The organism is Lysobacter sp. cf310 (assembly GCF_900114355.1).
Lineage (GTDB): Bacteria > Pseudomonadota > Gammaproteobacteria > Xanthomonadales > Xanthomonadaceae > Lysobacter.
Window position 1 is genome coordinate 785,586 of record NZ_FOSS01000002.1, and the last position, 18,894, is coordinate 804,479.

Below are 18,894 nucleotides of genomic sequence, written 5' to 3' on the forward strand. Positions count from 1 at the left end.
GAAGTAGCGCCCCACCCTAGGTGTCGTAATCCCCCTCCCAGGGCGGATTGAAGGCCATGTAATTGCCGGGCTCCACCGTCACGGTGATGTAAGGCTCGTCGTTGCCGTCGTCCTCGTCGCCCGGATCGAAGATCAGGCCGAACGGGCGACCGAAGCGCTCCACGCTGAACGGCGCGACCTTGATGTCGGCGAATTTGTACTTGCCCAGGCCCGCCAGCAGCTGCGCCGTGAATTCCTGGATCGCGGTCTTGGTGGTAAGCCCCTGCTCGTGCTCGCTGTAGACCTTCGCTTCCTTCAGCAGGCCGAACTCATCGAAAAGATACAGCGCGATGTACTCGCCACCCGTTTCGGAGCCCAGACGCGGCACGAACGGAAAGGTCAGGAAGAACTGATCGCCGCCGGCGGTCTTGCCGACGTATTGAGCGTGATAGTCGTCGTGATTGATCCGAACGAAGCGCGGCGGCAAGCCCGGGACATACTCGGGAACCGCGCTCAAATCGCCTTCCAGATAGCCCTTGCGCCGTTTCGCCAGGACCTCCTTCTCGGCCTCTCGCAGCGCCGCTCCGGCGTCGTCGAAGCCGGCACGCGTCTCGCGCGGCTTGGCCCCGATCCGGCCATGGGTGGTGACCACTTCCTTGCCTTGAACCTCGACGGCCCAGTACTTGTTCGACTGATCGTCCTGCAGATAGAACTCACGCCGTTTCATTTCGCCCCCACGCGAAGCATCAGAACCATCCTCAAAGACCGATGCTTAACCTATTTGTGCATCGACGTCGTCCTAGCACACGACTGGATTCGCCCGATCGCTAGCCATGATCGGCACGAATCTGCCAGAGAAAGCTTGCGATCAAGCCGACCACGCCGACCGGAACGCAGATCGCCCACTGTGCGGTCTCATTAGGCACTACCGATACGGTCAGCCAGCACAGCCCAGCAGTCACAGCCAGGCCGACGTACATCCGCCAGGACATCAGCAGGTCGCCGATGGCGAGAATCAGGTCCAACAAGCCCAGCATCGTCCATTCTCCGTTCAACCCCCAACGGGATCCGTGGCGACGGAATCCCGATCTACCCGCCGCCGTCGCGCCGCAACACTGCCTTCGTGGTCTCGTGATCGATCGGCGCCGAAGTATGCTCGTGGAAGACCTTCCAGGTCTCACCGGTCCGGCGCATCGCCATGGTGATCCGGTTGTCGAGCGACCGCAGCCGTTGCCCGTCTGCGGAGTACGCCGTGTAGCTGAGCAGGGCGTGGCCCACGGCCAGTGCACCGTCCACGCTGGCCTCGACCTCGTCGAAGCCGACCACGACATAGTCGCTACCCAGCGACCCGAACCACTCCGTCGCCATTCCGCGCCAGGCCTCGAGGCCGCGCAGCGACCATCCGCCCCACATGTCGAACACCTGCAGATCGTCGGCATAGAGCGCCAGGAAGGCCGCGACGTCCTTGGCGCGCACAGCGGCTTGGTAGGCGCACAGCACCTGATGGAAGGGAGTGGGCTCTGGACTCATACGCATGCCGTCGCTGGCGTGGGTGCCAGCTGCGGAATGTAGCGGCAAGCCGCAAGCGTGCGCCACCGTGGCGGCGTCAGACCTTGCGCTTGCGCCGAATCGCGCTCCATTGCCAGGCCAGGCCCACGCCGACGCCAGCCAGCACGATCAGCACCGACACGGCGGCGGCCAAGGCATCGTCCGGAACTCGGGGAGGGAAAATCAGCAGGGCCGCGATCGCGGCCAGCACCGGCACGTGGAAGCGCCACATGACCGTGGCGTCCAGCGCGGCGAGGATGTGCTCGGTCGAAGGCCGCATGTCGGCATCTCCGTTTGCCGGCAGCGCGCCGGCGCGCGCGACGGCAGTGCCGCCTTAGCGAGCCGGGCGCGCCCTGGCGGACGCGCCCGACCGTCTGGAACTCAGCGCTTGCCGTCCTCTTCCTCGGGCTCGGCGGTCGGGTCGGCGGCCTTGTCCTTCTTCTTGTCTTTCTTCTTGTCCTTGGCGGCCTGCTCGGCCTTGGCCTTCTCGGCCTCTTCGGCCTTCTTCTGGGCCTGCGCAGCGGCCTGCTCGGCGGTCGGGTTCTGGGCGGCGTCCTGCGCCATCGCCAGCGGCGCCACCAGGGCGGCGGCGATCAGGCTGGGAATCCAATACTTGCGGGTGGTCATGGTGCGGTCCTCCGATGTCGTGGGGCTCACAGGAAAGGCGGGGCGCCTAGGCCGCTCCCCTCAGCGACGGCGCGACCGTAGCGGTTGCTTGCCTGCTCGCGACTGAACGGCCGAATGTTAACCCGTACGGACCACTCATTCCGGGTCGTCGCTGCCTTCGTACGGTTCCCTAGACCAGCCGTCTTGCGGGCTGGCCCTGTAGGCGCACCAACCTGACGGCATATCGGCCAGATCCAGCAGGCTTGAGTCGCGGCCGATCATGCAGCCCAAGCACACCAACTTACAGTCCGCTGACGCGCTCGTCGTGCCGCACATGAATTGCCATTCGCCGTCGTGGTCGTGATACACCTCCAAAATAGGAAGCGTTCCTTCGATGACATGCCTGGTCGTGAACGACGCGCTGTTGACCGGAACGTCGAAAGGCCAGTCTGCCTCACCAAAGCCGTGATCGTGTCCCATCGTCCGTGCCCGACTCGATTGAATAGTTGGAGGGCGAGCCCTCAATCCCAATAGATCGTATAGACCTCGTAACCCGCCATTGGTTCGGGCGCACCGGCGTGTCTGCCGTATGGCCAGCCCGGCCCGATTCCATCCGACTCGAGCCCTTCGATCCAACCGTCCGCAACCTCCTGGGAGGCGGACGAATAGATATGAATGTTCTCCGCCGCGGGCCACAACTCATCGTCCTCCAGGGCCTCGCCCCAATCCTGATGCAGGCCAACGAATACGCCTTGCACATCGGGCCGCGCCTCGAGCGCCTTCAGGCGCGCGTGGAGTTCGCGGATCGATGGGCGCCCGTAGCCCCATTGATTGGGCGCGATGGAATCTTCTTGGTCGTTGCCGATGAAGTAGTCGTCCAGCGTGACGACAGGGAAGTGTTCCGAATCGATGTCGTCGAGTTTCTCGAGCTTCTCGAGCAGCGCTTTGCGATGGTCCATCCCTCCCCCCGTTTCCATGATTCAGGTCGCCTGCTGGCGATAACTTCATTCTAGAGGTCACTCAAGCCGAAGTTCGACGCCATCCTCGGCCTCAGCGCCGCCCGTCCCATGCGCCTCGACGATCTCCAGCAGCCAATCGAAGACCGTCGCACCCTCCCCCCTTTGCGCCAGCTCCAATCTCGCTTGCACCGATTCGATGTTATCCGGATGGCAGCGCTCGAGGCGGACGCGAAGTTGCCGGGCCGTTTCGGCGTGATCCAGACGTCGCCGCGAGAGCAGATGATGCTTCCAGCGCAGGACGAAGCCGCCCTCGGGCGTTCCGAACCCTCCGCGCAGAACGTCGTTGAAGGCGTCCAGATTGCGCCCCCAACCGCCGCAGCCGCACAGGGCCCTCTCCTCGAAGTGGGTAAAGAACTCTTCCAGTGTCGAAAACGAGGATCCGTCGATCTCGATGACTTGCTTCATGATCTTGTCTTGGCCCAGTCGCGAACCACTCGGCCGTCACGGGCGCGGCGGCGTGCAAGGGCTGAGTATGACGTCGCCTGCGTGCCGACAAGCGCGAAAGGGCGCGCGGGATTTCCTTTCGCAAATATGCGTTGCGACTTCGCCTTGAGTGAACTAGCCTCGCCGCCGAACGAAATAGACGACCTCACCGGCATCGCCGACACTGCCTATCTGGTGCGTGCCGACAGGAACCGCGGCTGCGACCCAATCCGGAACAGTCGGATCCCAGTCCACTGCGTGGAAACCATGCGGGTAAGCGGTCCCATTGGGGTTGCGCGAGTGGGCATGCACCGCGTTGTCCATGGTGTTGCTGCACAGCGTCGCCCATAACTGGATCGGCTCCGAGCGATCTTTCGCGAACGTTTCGAGGTATTGCAACAGTCGAACCGTTGCGGCCGCGATCTCCGGGACGTTCTCCGGGCCGGTGTTTCCGCGCCCGTACCAGTCGACATGAACATGCCAAAAGTCGAACCAGCTGTTCATATCAAGGCGATCGATCTGGCGGCGTCCGCGCGCCTCCGCACGCGCCCAGTAGGCTTGCATTCGTTTGCGGTAGCGGCGATCCATCATGCGAAACCAAGGCCTGAGTTAAGAAGTTGTCGTACTCGGCGCGGAAGTCGTCGAACGGCATGCGCCCAGCCGCGCACTCTCGTACCGGTCGATCGGCACGATCCAGCGCAGCAATGAGATCGATCTCCGGCGGATACGGGCACCTACCTAAACTGGTTCGAGTCGAGCTGAGTCGAAGCTGGGGTTTTGGCGGCCCGCCCCGCACCGGGTCGCGTTGGGTCATCGCGCCGCCTGCCCGCGCCACGAGGCCGAGCCAACAGGTAAGCGCCGACCAGGAGCGCAAGAACGCCGAGCATCGCAGGCTGCCACCAGGGGCCGGGAGCCAGTCTCAGGTATGAGTGGCTGCCGAGCCGGACCAGAGGGACCGCCGTACCCATCGCATACGCAAATGCGAGCGCGGCCAGCCCCAGGGCCAGTAGCACCGAGGCTGCGATGATTTGTACCCTGCTGGGTATCGCCATGGTCGATTCCACTTCCAGCCGCCATTGAATTCTGCGGCCAGACGCGTTCCGACGCCATGCATGGCCCTGCGTCCGGGCCTCGCGCCCCGCTTTCGCCTGCGTCCACCGTATGAGGGGCCAATGAGGCCGCTCCTCCGCCTGGATGATCTCGGGCGGACCGACCCGCCACCGACTCACCATCGGCTTGACCCCGCCCGAGCCCATCGCCATGCTCGCTGCGCTCACTCAGGGGACCCTTCCATGCGCCGTCTACGCACCTTGTTCATGTTGTGCCTGAGCCTCGCGGCCGTCGCGCCGGCGTGGGCCGGCCATACCGGGGTGCCGGTGGGGCAGATCCGGATCGACGAGCTGATGGGCGACACCCAGAAGACCGGGGGCGGGATCGGCAGCAGCGAAATGATCTGGTGGCTGCCGCCGCAGCTGTGGGCCTATGTGCTGGACCAGCAGAGCGCCGGCGCCAAGGGCGCCGCCAAGCAGGCTAACCAGGAGGTGTCCCGGCAGTTCCAGGACCTGTTCTCCCGGCACACGGTGATCGCGGCCCTGCGGATCAACAACCAGGAGCCGGATATCAGCTTCACCAGCGAGGCCGAGCTGCGCAGCCAACTGCAGCTGGTCGATATGTATGGCGGGGTCCACCGGCCTATCGCCGACGACAAAGTCGACCCGGCGCTGAAGGGCCTGCTGAACACCATGCGGCCGATGTTCACCAGCATGATCGGTCCGGCAGGCGAGAATATGCAGTTCTACGTGTTCGCCGGCCGTACCGCCGACGACAAACCCGTCGCCGACCCGCTCGGGGATGGCAAGATGCTGGTCCGGCTGAGCCGTAGCGAGTTCAGCTTCCGCCTGCCCCTGGGCGGCCTGTTGCCGGCGCGGCGCGACCCCGCCAATGGCGAGACCTTCCCGGGCGGCTACCGCTACAACCCCTATACCGGCGCCGAATTGCAGGCCGTCGGCGCCGGGCGCTAACCGATTCCCCCTTTGCGTCACTACCCCATGCAGGTTTCATGAGCAGTCGTTACAACGCCGCCGATATCGAAGTCCTTTCCGGCCTGGACCCCGTCAAACGCCGTCCGGGCATGTACACCGACACCACCCGGCCCAACCATCTGGCCCAGGAGGTGATCGACAACGCCGTCGACGAGGCCCTGGCCGGACACGCGCGCAGCATCGAAGTGATCCTGCACGCCGACGGCAGCGCCGAGGTGTCCGACGACGGCCGCGGCATGCCGGTCGACATCCACCCGGAGGAGAAGATCCCCGGCGTGGAACTGATCCTGACCCGCCTGCACGCCGGCGGTAAGTTCAGCAACAAGAACTACACCTTCTCCGGCGGTCTGCACGGCGTCGGCGTCAGCGTGGTCAATGCGCTGTCGACCCTGGTCGAAGTGCACATCAAGCGCGACGGCAACGAATACCGCATGACCTTCAAGGACGGCGACCGCGCCACCCCGCTGGAGGTGGTCGGCACGGTCGGCAAGAAGAACACCGGCACCCGCGTACGCTTCTGGCCCGACGCCAAGTACTTCGACACGCCCAAGTTCAACCTGCGCTCGCTCAAGCACCTGCTGCGCGCCAAGGCCGTGCTCTGCCCCGGCCTGAGCGTGAAGCTGCACGACGTCGCCAGCGGCGAAACCGCCGAGTGGTACTACGAGGACGGCCTGCGCGACTACCTGCGCGGCGAGCTTGAGGGCCGCGGCGAGCTGCTGCCGCCGGACCTGTTCGTCGGCCAGCTCAAGAAGGACACCGAAGTGGCCGACTGGGCGGTGGCCTGGGTGCCGGACGGCGAACTGGTGCAGGAAAGCTACGTCAACCTGATCCCGACCGCGCAGCACGGCACCCACGTCAACGGCCTGCGTACCGGCTTCACCGACGCGCTGCGCGAGTTCTGCGACTTCCGCAATCTGCTGCCGCGCGGCGTCAAGCTGGCGCCGGAAGACGTGTGGGACCGGGTCGCGTTCGTGCTCAGCATCAAGATGACCGACCCGCAGTTCAGCGGCCAGACCAAGGAGCGTCTGTCGTCGCGCCAGGCCGCCGGCTTCGTCGAGGGCGCCGCCCACGATGCGTTCTCGTTGTGGCTGAACCAGCACACCGAACTGGGCGAGAAGATCGCCCAGCTCGCGATCGAGCGCGCCGCGGCGCGTTTGAAGACCGAAAAGCAGATCGTCCGCAAGAAGATCACCCAGGGCCCGGCCCTGCCCGGCAAGCTCGCCGACTGCACCTCGCAGGATTTGTCGCGCACCGAGCTGTTCCTGGTCGAAGGCGACTCGGCGGGCGGCAGCGCGCGCCAGGCGCGCGACAAGGATTTCCAGGCGATCCTGCCGCTGCGCGGCAAGATCCTCAATACCTGGGAAGTCGCGTCCGGCAGCGTGCTGGCCTCGCAGGAAGTGCACGACCTGGCGGTCGCGATCGGCTGCGATCCGGGTAAGGAGGACATCACCGGGCTGCGCTACGGCAAGGTCATCATCCTGGCCGACGCCGACTCCGACGGCCTGCACATCGCGACCCTGCTCAGCGCGCTGTTCCTGCGCCATTTCCCGGCGCTGGTCGCGGCCGGCCACATCTTCGTGGCGATGCCGCCGCTGTTCCGCGTCGACGTGGGCAAGCAGGTGTTCTACGCCCTGGACGAGGAAGAGAAGCGCATCCTGCTGGAGAAGATCGAACGCGAGAAGATCCGCGGCGCGATCAACGTCACCCGCTTCAAGGGCCTGGGCGAGATGAACGCCTCGCAGCTGCGCGAGTCGACCATCCACCCCGACACCCGCCGCCTGGTCCAGCTGACCGTCGACGACGGCACCGAAACCCATTCGCTGATGGACATGCTGCTGGCCAAGAAGCGCGCCGGCGACCGCAAGCAGTGGTTGGAGACCAAGGGCGATCTGGCGACGCTGGAGGTTTGAGCGTCGCCGCGCTTTCAGGAGCCGCCGTGGAAGACGACACGCCCTTGACCGCCGCGGACGGTCGCGCGGAATCCGCCTTGCACTACGCGGCATGGTCCGGCGATCTGGATGAGGTCCGGGCGCTGATCGCGGCCGGGGCCGACGTGAACTGGCAGGATTCCATCGGGGAAACGGCGCTGTTCGGCGCCGCAGCCTGCGGCCGTACGGACATCGTGCGTTGCCTGCTGGAAGCCGGCGCCCGCCACGACCTGCGCGAACGCGGCGGCTACACGCCGCTGCACTGGGCCGCGAGCCACGGCAATCTGGCCACGCTCGAAGTCCTGGCGCTCGCGGGCGCGGACGCGGCGGCCATGGACGACGCGGGTCGCTTGCCGGTCGATGTGGCGCATATCCACGGAAAAGGCGCACATGTTGCGTTTCTGAAGACAGTGGGGCCGGCGCTCGCCTCGCGGCGGCGCTAGGCTTGGTGTATAGCTGAGGCAGCGCCGCGCGCCGCATCCAGCCCGGCGCCCCGCTTACGGCGCCGCCTCCGCACGGTCGCCGCGAACGCTCATCGGACAGAGACCTGCGATGAACAGCAACGAGCAACCCACACCGCGCCCTCTCCTGTTCTGGCTCGCGATCGCCGCGGCGCTCGCGCATGCGCCCCTGGCCTGGTTGATGCGCACCTACAGCGGGCCCTGCGGCGATGGCTTGTGCGGCTTCTGGGAAGCGATCTTCCTGTGGCTGATGTCGGGGTTCGGCGGCGTGGTGCTGGCCCTGATCGGTTGGGTGCGCGGCGAGCGGCCGCGTTGGTTGGTGGCGCTGGTGCCGGTGGCCTTGGTCGTGCCGGTAGCCGTGCTGTTCATCACGGCGACTCTGACTCAGGGCTAGGCCGACGCGCTGCGCGACGACACGCCGCTCAGCGCGCCGCGCTTTGCGGTAGGCGCGGCGTGAGCCGCGATCGGGGAGATGGACGCGCTTGCGCAAGACGGTCGTTGCAGGATCGACGCTCCCTGCGCCAGATGCGTCGTATGGGTTGTGGCGTGGTCGCGGCTTGCGCCGCTCCTACAGGACGCTGGCGGCGGTATCGCGGCGATTGCGCGCCGCGTTTGGCCAGAGCTTCTTGCTTAGGCGGATTGGAGCGCGCGCAGGGCCGCGCGCAGCGGCGTGCGCAGGATTGCGGGGCGGCAGCGTTGCAGGTCGACTTTGGGGGTCGCATGCCAGCGCGCGCAGTCGTCGATCGCGCGGGCGATGTCGGCGATCAGGGCCTCGTCGGCGACGACGTCCTCTTCCAGGAACAGCGCCTTGACCTCGAATACGCCCTCGCGGCGGTGCGCCTTGGCGTCGAGGCGGCCGACCAGACGACCGCGCGCGAGGATGGGAAGCACGAAGTAGCCGTAGCGGCGCTTGGGCTCGGGGGTATAGCACTCCAGGGTGTAGTCGAAGCCGAAGAATTCGCTGGCGCGTTCGCGATCCCAGACCACCGGATCGAAAGGCGACAGCAAGGTGGCATGGCTTGCGCGCAGGCGTCCCGTCGCGGCCAGCGCGAGCGCGGCGGCGTGGTCGGGATGCACGTAAGCCGGCGCGTCCCAGCCCTTCACCGCCACCCGCAGCAGGGCGCCCTGCTCCACCAGCGGGTCCAGGTCGGCGTCGCGCAGGCGCGGTTTGGTGCGGTAGTAGTCGGCGATCCAGCGCGCCTGGGTCAGGCCCAGCGCGCGCACGGACTTGAGCAGGGTCTCGCGCCGTACCGTGGCGATATCCAGGCGCGCGGTGTTCCAGTCGGGCACGACGCTGCCGGCCACGCGCTCGGTGAGGTCGTAGACGCGGTGAAAGTTCTCGCGCCGCGCGACCATCAGCTCGCCCAGCGCGAACGCGGCTTCCAGCCAGCGCTTCTCGTCCTTCCAGCCCCACCAGCCGCCGCCGCCCGCCTGCTCGCGCTCGAAGTCGGAGGATTTGACCGGGCCCAGGCCGCGAATGTGTTCGAGCAGGCGCTCGATCTTGGCGCCGCTGCTGCTGCGATGGGCCTGGGCGTTGCGGATCGCCCAGTGATGGGCGCGCTGCGGCATGGCGTTGCGATGCAGCAGGTAATCGCTCATCGGCGCGAAGCAGGCTTCGTGGGCCCAGACTTCGAAGATCTCGCGCTGGGCCAGCAGTTCCTCCAACCACGCCTGCGGGTAGGCGCCCAGGCGCGAATACAGCACCAGGTAGGGGCTACGCGCGACGATGTGGATGGTGTCGATCTGCAGCAATTGCATGCGCGCGATCGCATCCAGCAGGTCGGCCTTGCGCGCGCGCCGGCGCGGACGCGCGAGCAGGCCTTGCGCGCTCAGGTGCAGCGCACGCGCCTGCGCGAGCGTCAGGACGGGCGCCGCGACCGCGGTCTTCATCCGGCCAGGCAGGTCCGCAGCAGTTCGGCCAGCAGCGGCTGCAATTTCGCGGCCTTGGCTTCGTCGTAGGCGAAACTGGCTTCGTCCATGTAGTTGCGCTGGCTCAGCTCCAACTGCACCGCCTGCACGCCGGTCTCGGGCGAGGCGTAGTGACGGGTGATGTAGCCGCCCTTGAAGCGGCCGTTGACGATCCAGTCGTAGCCGCCCTGCCCGGCCAGCGCCGCTTCCAGGCGCGTCTGCAGCTGCGGCGAGCAGCTGGCGCCGCCGGAGGTGCCCAGGTTGAGGTCCGGCAGCCGGCCTTCGAACAGGAACGGCAGTTCGCTGCCCTTGATCGAGTGGCCTTCCCACAGCACCACGCGGCCGTGTTCGCCGCGCAGGCGCGCGAGCTCGGCGTCGAGGTTCTCGTGGTACGGGCGCCAGTATTTGTCGACGCGCTCGGCGACTTCCTCCGGCGACGGCGCCTGACCGTCCAGATACACCGGCTCGCCGGTGAACTGCACCGCCGGACACAGGCCGGTGGTGTTCTGGCCCGGGTACAGCGAGGTGTCGTCGGGCGGGCGGTTGAGGTCGACCACGTAGCGCGAATAACGCGGCACCAGGATCGAGGCGCCGAGCTCGCGCGCGAACGCATACAGCCTGGACACGTGCCAGTCGGTATCGGGCGCGCGCCGCGCCGAGGGCTGCATGCGTTCGGCCAGCGCTGGCGGGATCGCACTACCGTCGTGCGGCAGGCTGATCAGCAGCGGCGCACTGCCGTGATGGAGTTCGAAGACCGGTTCGGTCGGCGCGGGGACGGTGCTCATGGCGGTTCAGGGTTTCAGTTGGCGCTCGAAGAAGGCCATGGTACTGCGGTGCACCTGCATCCAGGTCGCGTAGCGCAGGAAGAAGTGGTCTTCGTCGGGGATGACCAGGGTTTCCAGCGCCACGCCGCGCGCGCGCAGGCGCTCGACCAGGTCCACGCTCTGGCTGAATTTGACCGCGCGGTCGTCGTCGCCGTGCACGAACAGCACCGGCGAGCGCCAGTTCTCGACCTGCGCGACCGGCGAGGACTGCCCCGCCAGCTCCAGCTCGTCGGGCTTGAGGCCCCACAGGCCGCTGTTGTCGCCGCCCTTGGCGCTCTCGCGCCAGTCGTGCACGCCGTGGCGGTCGACGCCGGCGGCGAACAGGTCGGAATTGCGCGACAGGGCCTGCGCGGTCAGATAGCCGCCGTAGGAGCCGCCGTAGATGCCGATACGGCGCGCGTCGACCTCCGCCAGGCCGGCCAGGTGCGCGCGTGCGGCCAGCACGTCCTCGTATTCGCTGGCGCCGCGCGGCCCCTGCTTGGCCGCGCGCCGGAACGCCTGGCCGTAGCCGGTGCCGGCGCGGAAGTTCAGCGCCAGCACCACGAAGCCGCGGCTGGCCAGCCACTGGTTGCTGGCGTAGTCGTTGTAGTAGTAGCTGCTGTAGTGCCAGCCCGGCAGCATCTGCCGGATCGGCCCGCCGTGCACGTAGATCAGCGCGGGGCGCTTGCCCTTGAAGCTGGCCGGCGGCAGGAACACGGTCGCATGCGAGACCACGCCGTCGGCGGCGCGCAGCGTCAGCGTCTTGGGCTCGACCAGCGCCTGCGCCGGGAACGCCGCCGGCAGCTGCGCGGGGAAGATCCGGCGCGGCTCGCCGCCCGCGGCGGGCATCACCGCGATCGCGGTCGGACGGCGTGCATCGGCGTGGCGGAACGCGATCCATTGCGCGCCGGACAGCGGCAACGGGTCGGTGGCGATCTGGCCGTCGCCGCTCAGCCGCTTGGGCGCCGCGCCCGCGACGGCCGCGTACAACTGGCGGCGTTCGATGTCGTCGCAGTTGGCGCTGTAGACCAGGGTGCCGGTCTCGCTCAGGCCCGCGGTTTCGACTTCGCAGTCGCCGCGGCTGACCGCGACCGGCGCGCCGCCCTCGGGCGACAGCGCATACCAGTGCAGCCAGCCGCTTTCTTCCGAACCGAACAGCAGGCGGCCGTCGCGGCCCCAGCGCAGCGGCTCGGGTACCGCGAACTGGGCGTAGCCGCCGGCCGTGTCGCCGGAGCGGAACAAGCGACGCGCCACGCCGCTGTCGGCGTCGGCGATCCAGACCTCGAAGGGATTGGCCGCGGTCAGATCGAAGGCCTGGCCCGGGCGCGTGCCGGCGGTGCGCAGGAAGGCGATGCGTTTGCCGTCCGGCGACCACACCGGCGCGCTGTCGTTGTTGTAGTCCGGCGCGATCCAGCGCACCGAGCGTGCAGCCAGATCGAGCACGCCGACGAAGCTGTGATCGCCGCGGTTGCTGACGAACAGCAGACGGCCGCCGTCCGGCGAGAAGCCGGCCGCACTGTTGGCGCCGCGCGTCTTCAGCAGCGCTTCCACGCACCAGGCCGGCGTCTTGGCGAACGCATGCGCATAGCAGCCCACGCCTTTGCCCTGCACGATCAGCGCGTCGCCGCCGGGCGCGAAGCTCACGCTACGACCCGCGGCCACGCGCTTGGGCGCGCTCGCGCCGTCGGTGGGCACCGCCCATACCGCCTGTTCGGCGCCGTCGGGATCGCCGGTGGGATTGCTGGCGTTGCCCGCCGCGTCCGGACCGCCGCCGCGCACATAAGCCAGGGTGCGGCCGTCGGCGCTGAGCGCGAGCGAGCTCAGCAACTGGCCGTCGTCTTCGCTGTAATCGGTGAGCTTGCGCGGCGCGAACTCCGGCGCGCGCGCGACCCAGAGGTTGCGCGCGCCGCGCTCGTTCGACACCCAGGCGATGACCGGCGCCTTGGCCGCGGCCACCGGCGCTTCCGGCTGCGGTGCGGACAGCAGGTCGGCGATCTCCATGCCCTGCGCCGACGGCGCGCCGACCAGCGCGCCCACCAACATCCAACCCTGCCACCGCTGCCTCATGCGTTTCGCTCCGTGATTGTTGGATACGGGTGTTCGGTACGGCCGCTACCGCGACTCAACGCATCAGCACCACTTCCTCGGCGCTGGTGGGGTGGATCGCGATGGTGTCGCGCAGGTCGTCGAGGGAAATCCCGCGTTTGAGCGCGACCGCGAAGCCCTGCAGGATCTCGTCGGCGGCCTCGCCCATCAAGTGGATGCCGACCACGTGGCGCTCGTCGCCGATGCAGATCAGTTTGAACAGACTGCGCTGCGGAGAATTGGCCAAAGCGTGCAACATCGGCCGGAAGCCGGCGCGGTACACGTGCACCTGGTCGCCGTGGCGCTCGCGCGCCTGCGCTTCGGTCAGGCCGACCTGGCCCAGCGGCGGGTGCGAAAACACCACGGTGGGAATGTCGCGCTGATCCAGCAACGCACTGGCGCCGCCGTAGAGGCGGTCCATGAGCCGGCGCGCGGCCGCGATCGCGACCGGGGTCAGGGCCGGATTGGCGGTGACGTCGCCGACCGCGTGGATGCCTTCGACATTGGTGGAATGGCGCACGTCGACCTGGACATAGCCGTCCGCGTCGGTGAGCACGCCGGCCGCGGCCAGATCCAGGGATTCGGTGCTGGCGCGGCGCCCGGTCGCGAACAGCAGGCGGTCGTAGCGCTCGCTCAGCGCGCCGGCGGCGTCGCGCAGGCGCACGCCCTCGCCGTCGCGTTCGACCGCGGCCAGGTGGTAGCCGAACTGCAGATGCACGCCGGCGTGGCGGTAGTCCTCGGCCAGCTGATCGACCAGCTCGCTGTCGAAGCCGTCCAACAGCTTGTTGCGCACCAGCAGGTCGACGCGGCTGCCCAGCGCCTGCAGCAGGCCGGCCAGTTCGACCGCGATGTAGCCGCCGCCGACGATGGCCACGCGCTCGGGCGCGGCGGCCCATTGGAAGAAATCGTCGGACACGCCGCCCAGTTCGGCGCCCGGCAGCGCCGGCCGCAGCGGATGCCCGCCGGTGGCGATCAGGATGTTGCCGGCGCTCAGGCGTACGCCGTCCATGCATTCGATGGTGCGCGCGTCGATGAAGCGCGCGCGCATCGGCGCGACCACGATGCCGGCCGCGTCCAGGCGGCGGCGGTAGCTGTCGTGGATGTTGGCGATGTAGCGCTGGCGATGGGCGATGAAGGTCGGCCAGTCCAGCGCCGGCGTTTCGCCGACATCGAAGCCCAGATCGCGCGCCATGCGCAGGCGACCGGCGACGTCGGCGGCCAGCCACATCGCCTTCTTGGGCACGCAGCCGACGTTGACGCAGGTGCCGCCCAGCAGATGCGGTTCCAGCAGGGCGACGCGGGCGCCGTGTTCGGCAGCGCGGAAGGCGCCGGCCAGGCCGCCGGAACCGCCGCCGATCACGATCAGGTCGAAGTCGCGTAGTACGTCGCTCATGCGAATCGCTCCGGTCGGTACGGCGTGGGGTCGAGCGCGGGCGCGCGCCCGGCGATCAGGTCGGCGACGAGTTGGCCGGTGCCGGCGCTCATGCTCACGCCCATCATGCCGTGTCCGGTCGCCAGCCACAGGCCGTCGCGGCCGGGCACGCGGCCGATCAACGGGATGTCGTCGCTGCTCATCGGACGCCAGCCGTACCAGCGCTCGCGTTCGACCGGGCCGACCGGTTCGTGCAGGTACTCGGCGGCGCCGCGCTCCAGCGCGGCCAGGCGGCGCGGATTGAGGCTGTCGTCGTAGCCGGAAAATTCCATGGTGCTGCCCAGGCGGTAGCCGCTGCCCCAGGTGGTCACGCAGACCTTGCGCTCGCGCAGCACCACCGGGCGACGCGGCACGCGCGCCGGGCGGTCGTAGGTGATCGAATAGCCCTTGCCGGGCTGGATCGCGCGCTTGAGCCCGGCCAGACCGATCGCGTCGGACAGCTGCGGCGACCACGCGCCCAGCGCGAGCACGACCTCGCGCGCACGCAGCACCCCCTGGCTGGTGCCTAGCGCGACGCCCGCGCCGCTGGTGTCCAGCGTCTGCAGGCGGCAGCCTTCGACGATCACGCCGCCGCGCGCGCGCACCGCTTGCGCCAACGCATCGACGTAGCTATCCGGGCGCAGCACCGCGTCGTGGTCGAAGCGGATCGCGCCGGCGACGCCGGGTTTGAAGGCGGGGTCTTCGGCCTCGTAGCGGCGGCCGTCGACGAGCTCGACGCGAATGCCGAGCTCGCGCAGCAGGTCGAGTTCGATCTGGCCGGCCGCGAAGGCGCGTTCGTCGCGAAACACGTAGTCGACGCCGCTTTGTTCGAATTCGCATTGCAAACCGTAGTCGCGCACCCAGTCCTGCAGGCGCGCGCGCGAATCGTTGAGCAGCGCCGATTTGGCCAAGGCGCTCTGGCGCCAGTCGCGCGCATTGCAACGCAGCGCGAAACGCAACAGCCAGCCCCACAGGCGCGGATCCAGGCGCGGGTGCACGTACAGCGGCGCATCCGGCGTGAGCATCCAGCGCAAGGCCTGCGTAATCACCCCGGGCGCGGCCAGCGGTGTGGCGTGGCTGGGCGTAATCGTTCCACAGTTTCCGTGCGAACTGCCGCTGCCCAGGGTCTGGGCTTCGAGCACGCAGACCCGGCGGCCGTCGTTCAGCAAGGCCAGCGCCGAGGTCAGACCGATGACGCCGCCGCCGACGACGGCGATGTCCGTATCGCGCAGCGCGTCCGCGCGCGCGTTTTGCAGGGATTCACTCGACAAGGCAGTGCTCGGGTCGATCGAAGATCCGGAAGTGTGACCGCAATCCGGCGACGGGCGCCATTCGCGGCTTGCGCCATCGAAAAACGCGGCGCGGCCGCACTTACGGTTCAAAGACTCGGCGAGCAAACGCTGCAGCGATGCGCCAGCCCGCGTGAGTAACGGAATAAAACAGTAACGGATGTGGACTCCATCCACCAACCATCTTTCGACACCTTTGGGGACTCACGCACATGCAAGCGAAGACCGCCCTGCTTAGCGCCGCCATCGTCGGCGCGCTCACCCTCCTGGCCAGCCAGTCCGAAACGCTCTCCCACGCCGTGCAGCGCCACGCGCAGGGCCCGGACCAGGGCGCGGCCGCCAACACCGCAGCCGACCGCGCCGCCCATGCGCATCCGGCCGGCAGCGGCCTGCAGCCCCTGCCGGGACGGACCGCCGACGGCGCCCGCCCCGGCAGCGAGCAGATGTTCGCCTCGACCTCGCCCGCCGAAGCCGACGCCTCGCCGGCCGCGGACCGCGCACGCGGCCTGCTCGAAGGCGCGGCCGCGCGCGAAGCGCACCGCGTCGCCGCCGACGGTTTCGTCGCCCGCGACGTGATCGTCGACCGCGACGGCACCGAGCACGTGCGCATCGACCGCAGCTACCAGGGCCTGCCGGTGATCGGCGGCGACATGGTCGTGCATACGCGCAACGGCAAGCTGCTCTCGATCACCCAGGGCGACGAGATGAAGACGTTCGCCCGCCCGGGCACCAAGCCCACGCTGAGTGCGGCCCAGGCCGAGGTCGAAGCCGGCGCGGCCTTCGACGGCACCGTGACCGAGATCGAATCGACGCGTCTGGTGGTGTTCGCGCGCGGCGGCCAGCCGACCCTGGCCTATCAGGTCGACCTGCTCGGCGATCGCCGCAACGATCAGGCGCCGGGCAACATGACCTATTACCTCGATGCCGCCAACGGCAGAGTCCTGCTGGAAGACGACCGCTTCCACTCCGCCGCCGCCACCGGCACCGGCAAGACCCTGACCCTGGGCAACGTCGGCATCGGCACCAACTCGGTCAGCGGCGGCTTCCAGATGACCGACGTCAGCCGCGGCAGCGGTTCGACCTGGGATGCCAACAACCGCCAGAGCACCTCGGGCGCCACGCTGTTCAGCGACAGCGACAACAGCTGGGGCAACAACACCGTCTCCGATCGCGCCACCGTCGCCGCCGACGCCCACTACGGCGTCGCCGCCACCTGGGACTATTACAAGAACACCCATGCCCGCAACGGCATCTCCAACAACGGCGCCGGCGCCAAGAGCTACGTCCACTACGGCACCAACTACGTCAACGCCGGCTGGAACGGCGTGATGATCTACGGCGACGGCGACGGCGTGACCTACCGCCCGCTGGTGGCGCTGGACGTGGCCGGCCATGAGATGACCCATGGCGTGACCGGCGCCACCGCGCGCCTGGGCTACTACAGCGTCAAGGACGCCGGCGGCCTCAACGAGGCGGTGTCGGACATCTTCGGCACCCTGGTGGAGTTCACCGTCAACAACGTCAACGACCCGGGCGACTTCGTGATCGGCGAGGAAATCTTCATCAGCAATCCCGGCGACAAGAAGGGGCTGCGCCTGATGTTCAAGCAGGACGCCGACGGCAAGTCCTTCGCCTGCTATCCGGCCGGCGGTTTCAGCGCGTCGCTGGCCTATCAGCGCGGACCGCACGATCCGCACAACACCTCCGGCGTCGGCAACCGCCAGTTCTATCTGCTCAGCCAGGGCGCCGTGGCGCCCAGCGGCTTCGGCTATACCAATGCGCAGATGGTCTGCAACGGCGACACCGGCCTCATCGGCATCGGCCGCGCCAAGGCCGGCGCGATCTGGTACCGCGCGCTGACCCGTTACTTCGTGTCCAGCACCACCTATCCGCAGGCGCGCACCGGCACCCTGCAGGCGGCCGCGGATCTGTACGGCAGCGGCTCGGCCGAGTATCAGGCCGTGGCGCGCGCCTGGTCGGCGGCGGCGGTGAACTGATCCGGCCCGCAGGCGGCACCCGAACGGCCCGCACCCGCGGGCCGTTCGTTTTCAGGGCAGCGCGGGCAGGACCGGCCGCCGCAGCGCGGGCCGACGCGCGTAGGTGAACCAGCGCCACAGCCACTCCACCGGGCCGTAGCGGAAGCGCGCGAACCACCCGCGCGCGAACGCCAGCTGCAAGCCGAACAGCACGCAGGCGCCCAGCACCTGCGACACCCGCGAGACCTCGCCCCACAGGCCCAGGCCGTAGCCGTAGAACACCCAGGTGCCCAGCACCGACTGCATCAGGTACAAGGTCAGCGCCATGCGCCCGGCCGGCGCGAACGCCAGCGGCCAGCGCGCGCCGCGTTCGAGCGCGCGCACGATCCAGGCCAGGTAGCCCAGCGACATCAGCGGCGCGGCCAGCGTCTGCAAGGTGGTGGCGAACATGTCCGAGGCGCCCAGGGTCTTGCCGGTGAGCACCGGTTCGGCATCCACCGCCAGGCCGACCAGGGTGATCGCCAGGCCCAGCGGCCCCGCGCCCCAGCGCAAGGCGGCGTAGAAGCGCCGATAGCGTACGGGCGCGACGATGGCGCCGCTGCGCACGAACCAGGCGCCGATCGCGAACAGGCCCAACGCCATCGGCACGAACATCCAATAGCTGGGCAGGGTGGTTTCGACGAAGTAATGCCAGCGGAAGGCGCTGGCCTGCGCATAACTGCCCTGCGCATAGGCCGCGATCTCGCGTGCGCGCAGGCTCTGATCGACGGCGAAGTCGCCCATGTCCGCCGCTTCCTGGCCGACCAGCGCGATCGCCAGCGAGCTCAGCAGCAGCATCGCCACCAGCATCAGGTTCAAGGTGCCGCCGATCGGCCACAGCGCGCCCTGCGGCGCGTTGCGCAGGATCAGCAGCGCGAACGCCGTCAGCGCGTAGCAGACCAGGATGTCGCCGGACCAGATCAGCAGCGCGTGGATCAGACCGACCGCCAGCAAGCCCAGGCTGCGGCGCAGGTACAGCGGCAGGAAATCGGCGCCGGCCGCGCGCGCGCGTTCGCTCATGCTCGCAAAGCCCATGCCGAACAGCAGCGCGAACAGGGTCCAGAACTTGCCCTGCACGAAGATGTAGACGAAGCCGTCGGCCAGCCGGTCCCGCCAGGGCTGGTCCGGCGCGATGCCGGTGCCGACGTCGAGCAGGGACCCGGTGAAGGATTCAACGTTCATCAGCAGCACGCCCAGCAGGGCGATGCCGCGCAGCGCATCGAGCGTGAGGATGCGTTCGCTGGTGGCGAGCGGGCCCAGGACGGGCGGAGCTGGGGGGTTCATGCCGGCACTCTACGCGCCCGGCCCGGGGCGTCGGATCGGCTGGAAGTCGGGTGCGACGCGTGTGCCGCCAACGAAAACGGCCCGCAGTGCGGG

Annotated in this window: 20 protein-coding genes; 5 read left to right on the forward strand and 15 right to left on the reverse strand. The window is 68.5% G+C overall.

Going from position 1 to position 18,894, the window contains the following annotated elements; genetic code table 11:
• Window positions 1–16: 16 nt before the first annotated feature.
• From BMZ45_RS10300 to BMZ45_RS10340, 9 genes are all read right to left on the reverse strand, one after another.
• Window positions 17–706 carry a WGR domain-containing protein gene (locus tag BMZ45_RS10300; RefSeq protein WP_091635879.1) on the reverse strand — a complete coding sequence of 230 codons (690 nt, stop codon included), beginning with the start codon at window positions 704–706 and terminating at the stop codon, window positions 17–19.
• 100 nt (window positions 707–806) lie between these two features.
• Window positions 807–1,016 (reverse strand): hypothetical protein, encoded by a 210-nt coding sequence (locus tag BMZ45_RS10305; RefSeq protein WP_056172800.1) that lies wholly within the window; start codon window positions 1,014–1,016, stop codon window positions 807–809.
• Between the two features lie 52 nt (window positions 1,017–1,068).
• Complete coding sequence (locus tag BMZ45_RS10310; protein ID WP_091636400.1) at window positions 1,069–1,509, reverse strand: YybH family protein; 441 nt, start codon at window positions 1,507–1,509, stop codon at window positions 1,069–1,071.
• A 76-nt stretch (window positions 1,510–1,585) separates the two neighbouring features.
• Window positions 1,586–1,807: a hypothetical protein gene (locus BMZ45_RS10315; protein ID WP_056172797.1), complete on the reverse strand. Its 222-nt coding sequence runs from the start codon at window positions 1,805–1,807 to the stop codon at window positions 1,586–1,588.
• A 101-nt stretch (window positions 1,808–1,908) separates the two neighbouring features.
• Window positions 1,909–2,154 carry a hypothetical protein gene (locus BMZ45_RS10320; protein WP_091635881.1) on the reverse strand — a complete coding sequence of 82 codons (246 nt, stop codon included), beginning with the start codon at window positions 2,152–2,154 and terminating at the stop codon, window positions 1,909–1,911.
• Window positions 2,155–2,289: 135 nt separating this feature from the next.
• A complete protein-coding gene (locus BMZ45_RS10325; protein WP_091635884.1) occupies window positions 2,290–2,613 on the reverse strand; it encodes a hypothetical protein in 324 nt (107 codons plus the stop codon).
• A 41-nt stretch (window positions 2,614–2,654) separates the two neighbouring features.
• Window positions 2,655–3,092, reverse strand: a complete 438-nt coding sequence (locus BMZ45_RS10330; protein WP_091635886.1) for a hypothetical protein — start codon at window positions 3,090–3,092, stop codon at window positions 2,655–2,657.
• A 57-nt stretch (window positions 3,093–3,149) separates the two neighbouring features.
• Entirely contained in the window at window positions 3,150–3,557 is a 408-nt protein-coding gene (locus tag BMZ45_RS10335) for a barstar family protein (RefSeq protein WP_091635888.1), read from the reverse strand.
• A gap of 153 nt (window positions 3,558–3,710) precedes the next feature.
• The gene (locus BMZ45_RS10340; RefSeq protein ID WP_139215459.1) at window positions 3,711–4,163 is read right to left on the reverse strand and encodes a hypothetical protein; all 453 of its coding nucleotides are present in this window, start codon (window positions 4,161–4,163) and stop codon (window positions 3,711–3,713) included.
• Between the two features lie 704 nt (window positions 4,164–4,867).
• Between BMZ45_RS10340 and BMZ45_RS10350 the strand changes: the two genes are divergently transcribed.
• From BMZ45_RS10350 to BMZ45_RS10365, 4 genes are all read left to right on the forward strand, one after another.
• Window positions 4,868–5,596 (forward strand): hypothetical protein, encoded by a 729-nt coding sequence (locus BMZ45_RS10350; protein ID WP_091635896.1) that lies wholly within the window; start codon window positions 4,868–4,870, stop codon window positions 5,594–5,596.
• Window positions 5,597–5,634: 38 nt separating this feature from the next.
• Window positions 5,635–7,527, forward strand: coding sequence for a DNA topoisomerase IV subunit B (gene parE, locus BMZ45_RS10355; RefSeq protein WP_091635899.1), 1,893 nt, complete (start codon window positions 5,635–5,637; stop codon window positions 7,525–7,527).
• Window positions 7,528–7,553: 26 nt separating this feature from the next.
• Window positions 7,554–7,988 carry an ankyrin repeat domain-containing protein gene (locus tag BMZ45_RS10360; RefSeq protein WP_175489032.1) on the forward strand — a complete coding sequence of 145 codons (435 nt, stop codon included), beginning with the start codon at window positions 7,554–7,556 and terminating at the stop codon, window positions 7,986–7,988.
• 109 nt (window positions 7,989–8,097) lie between these two features.
• Entirely contained in the window at window positions 8,098–8,400 is a 303-nt protein-coding gene (locus tag BMZ45_RS10365; protein WP_091635904.1) for a hypothetical protein, read from the forward strand.
• Between the two features lie 236 nt (window positions 8,401–8,636).
• On the opposite strand, the gene BMZ45_RS10370 is transcribed toward BMZ45_RS10365, so the two are convergent.
• The 5 genes from BMZ45_RS10370 to BMZ45_RS10390 are packed head-to-tail and all read right to left on the reverse strand — an operon-like array spanning window position 8,637 to window position 15,484.
• On the reverse strand, window positions 8,637–9,896 hold the full coding sequence (locus BMZ45_RS10370; RefSeq protein ID WP_091635907.1) for a winged helix-turn-helix domain-containing protein: 1,260 nt from the start codon (window positions 9,894–9,896) through the stop codon (window positions 8,637–8,639).
• Window positions 9,893–10,699, reverse strand: coding sequence for an N-formylglutamate deformylase (hutG, locus tag BMZ45_RS10375; protein ID WP_091635909.1), 807 nt, complete (start codon window positions 10,697–10,699; stop codon window positions 9,893–9,895). The genes BMZ45_RS10370 and hutG overlap by 4 nt, the downstream gene beginning before the upstream one ends.
• A gap of 6 nt (window positions 10,700–10,705) precedes the next feature.
• Window positions 10,706–12,784 (reverse strand): S9 family peptidase, encoded by a 2,079-nt coding sequence (locus BMZ45_RS10380; protein WP_091635912.1) that lies wholly within the window; start codon window positions 12,782–12,784, stop codon window positions 10,706–10,708.
• A 55-nt stretch (window positions 12,785–12,839) separates the two neighbouring features.
• Complete coding sequence (gorA, locus tag BMZ45_RS10385) at window positions 12,840–14,195, reverse strand: glutathione-disulfide reductase (RefSeq protein ID WP_091635915.1); 1,356 nt, start codon at window positions 14,193–14,195, stop codon at window positions 12,840–12,842.
• Window positions 14,192–15,484, reverse strand: coding sequence for an NAD(P)/FAD-dependent oxidoreductase (locus BMZ45_RS10390; protein ID WP_175489033.1), 1,293 nt, complete (start codon window positions 15,482–15,484; stop codon window positions 14,192–14,194). Before BMZ45_RS10390 ends, gorA begins: the two co-directional genes overlap by 4 nt.
• A 230-nt stretch (window positions 15,485–15,714) precedes the next feature.
• Here BMZ45_RS10390 and BMZ45_RS10395 point away from each other — a divergent pair, with 230 nt between their 5' ends.
• Complete coding sequence (locus BMZ45_RS10395; RefSeq protein ID WP_254776592.1) at window positions 15,715–17,499, forward strand: M4 family metallopeptidase; 1,785 nt, start codon at window positions 15,715–15,717, stop codon at window positions 17,497–17,499.
• A 51-nt stretch (window positions 17,500–17,550) separates the two neighbouring features.
• Here the strand turns inward: BMZ45_RS10395 and BMZ45_RS10400 are convergent, their stop codons facing one another.
• Window positions 17,551–18,801 carry a DUF418 domain-containing protein gene (locus BMZ45_RS10400; protein WP_091635917.1) on the reverse strand — a complete coding sequence of 417 codons (1,251 nt, stop codon included), beginning with the start codon at window positions 18,799–18,801 and terminating at the stop codon, window positions 17,551–17,553.
• Window positions 18,802–18,894 lie beyond the last annotated feature (93 nt).

Coding starts and splice junctions, on each gene's coding strand:
- BMZ45_RS10320 (WP_091635881.1), bottom strand. CDS start 2,154: ATGACCACCCGCAAGTATTGGATTCCCAGCCTGATCGCCGCCGCCCTG.
- BMZ45_RS10340 (WP_139215459.1), bottom strand. CDS start 4,163: ATGGATCGCCGCTACCGCAAACGAATGCAAGCCTACTGGGCGCGTGCG.
- hutG (WP_091635909.1), bottom strand. CDS start 10,699: ATGAGCACCGTCCCCGCGCCGACCGAACCGGTCTTCGAACTCCATCAC.
- BMZ45_RS10325 (WP_091635884.1), bottom strand. CDS start 2,613: ATGGGACACGATCACGGCTTTGGTGAGGCAGACTGGCCTTTCGACGTT.
- BMZ45_RS10310 (WP_091636400.1), bottom strand. CDS start 1,509: ATGAGTCCAGAGCCCACTCCCTTCCATCAGGTGCTGTGCGCCTACCAA.
- BMZ45_RS10395 (WP_254776592.1), top strand. CDS start 15,715: ATGCAAGCGAAGACCGCCCTGCTTAGCGCCGCCATCGTCGGCGCGCTC.
- BMZ45_RS10300 (WP_091635879.1), bottom strand. CDS start 706: ATGAAACGGCGTGAGTTCTATCTGCAGGACGATCAGTCGAACAAGTAC.
- gorA (WP_091635915.1), bottom strand. CDS start 14,195: ATGAGCGACGTACTACGCGACTTCGACCTGATCGTGATCGGCGGCGGT.
- BMZ45_RS10400 (WP_091635917.1), bottom strand. CDS start 18,801: ATGAACCCCCCAGCTCCGCCCGTCCTGGGCCCGCTCGCCACCAGCGAA.
- BMZ45_RS10380 (WP_091635912.1), bottom strand. CDS start 12,784: ATGAGGCAGCGGTGGCAGGGTTGGATGTTGGTGGGCGCGCTGGTCGGC.
- BMZ45_RS10350 (WP_091635896.1), top strand. CDS start 4,868: ATGCGCCGTCTACGCACCTTGTTCATGTTGTGCCTGAGCCTCGCGGCC.
- BMZ45_RS10335 (WP_091635888.1), bottom strand. CDS start 3,557: ATGAAGCAAGTCATCGAGATCGACGGATCCTCGTTTTCGACACTGGAA.
- BMZ45_RS10305 (WP_056172800.1), bottom strand. CDS start 1,016: ATGCTGGGCTTGTTGGACCTGATTCTCGCCATCGGCGACCTGCTGATG.
- parE (WP_091635899.1), top strand. CDS start 5,635: ATGAGCAGTCGTTACAACGCCGCCGATATCGAAGTCCTTTCCGGCCTG.
- BMZ45_RS10370 (WP_091635907.1), bottom strand. CDS start 9,896: ATGAAGACCGCGGTCGCGGCGCCCGTCCTGACGCTCGCGCAGGCGCGT.
- BMZ45_RS10330 (WP_091635886.1), bottom strand. CDS start 3,092: ATGGACCATCGCAAAGCGCTGCTCGAGAAGCTCGAGAAACTCGACGAC.
- BMZ45_RS10315 (WP_056172797.1), bottom strand. CDS start 1,807: ATGCGGCCTTCGACCGAGCACATCCTCGCCGCGCTGGACGCCACGGTC.
- BMZ45_RS10365 (WP_091635904.1), top strand. CDS start 8,098: ATGAACAGCAACGAGCAACCCACACCGCGCCCTCTCCTGTTCTGGCTC.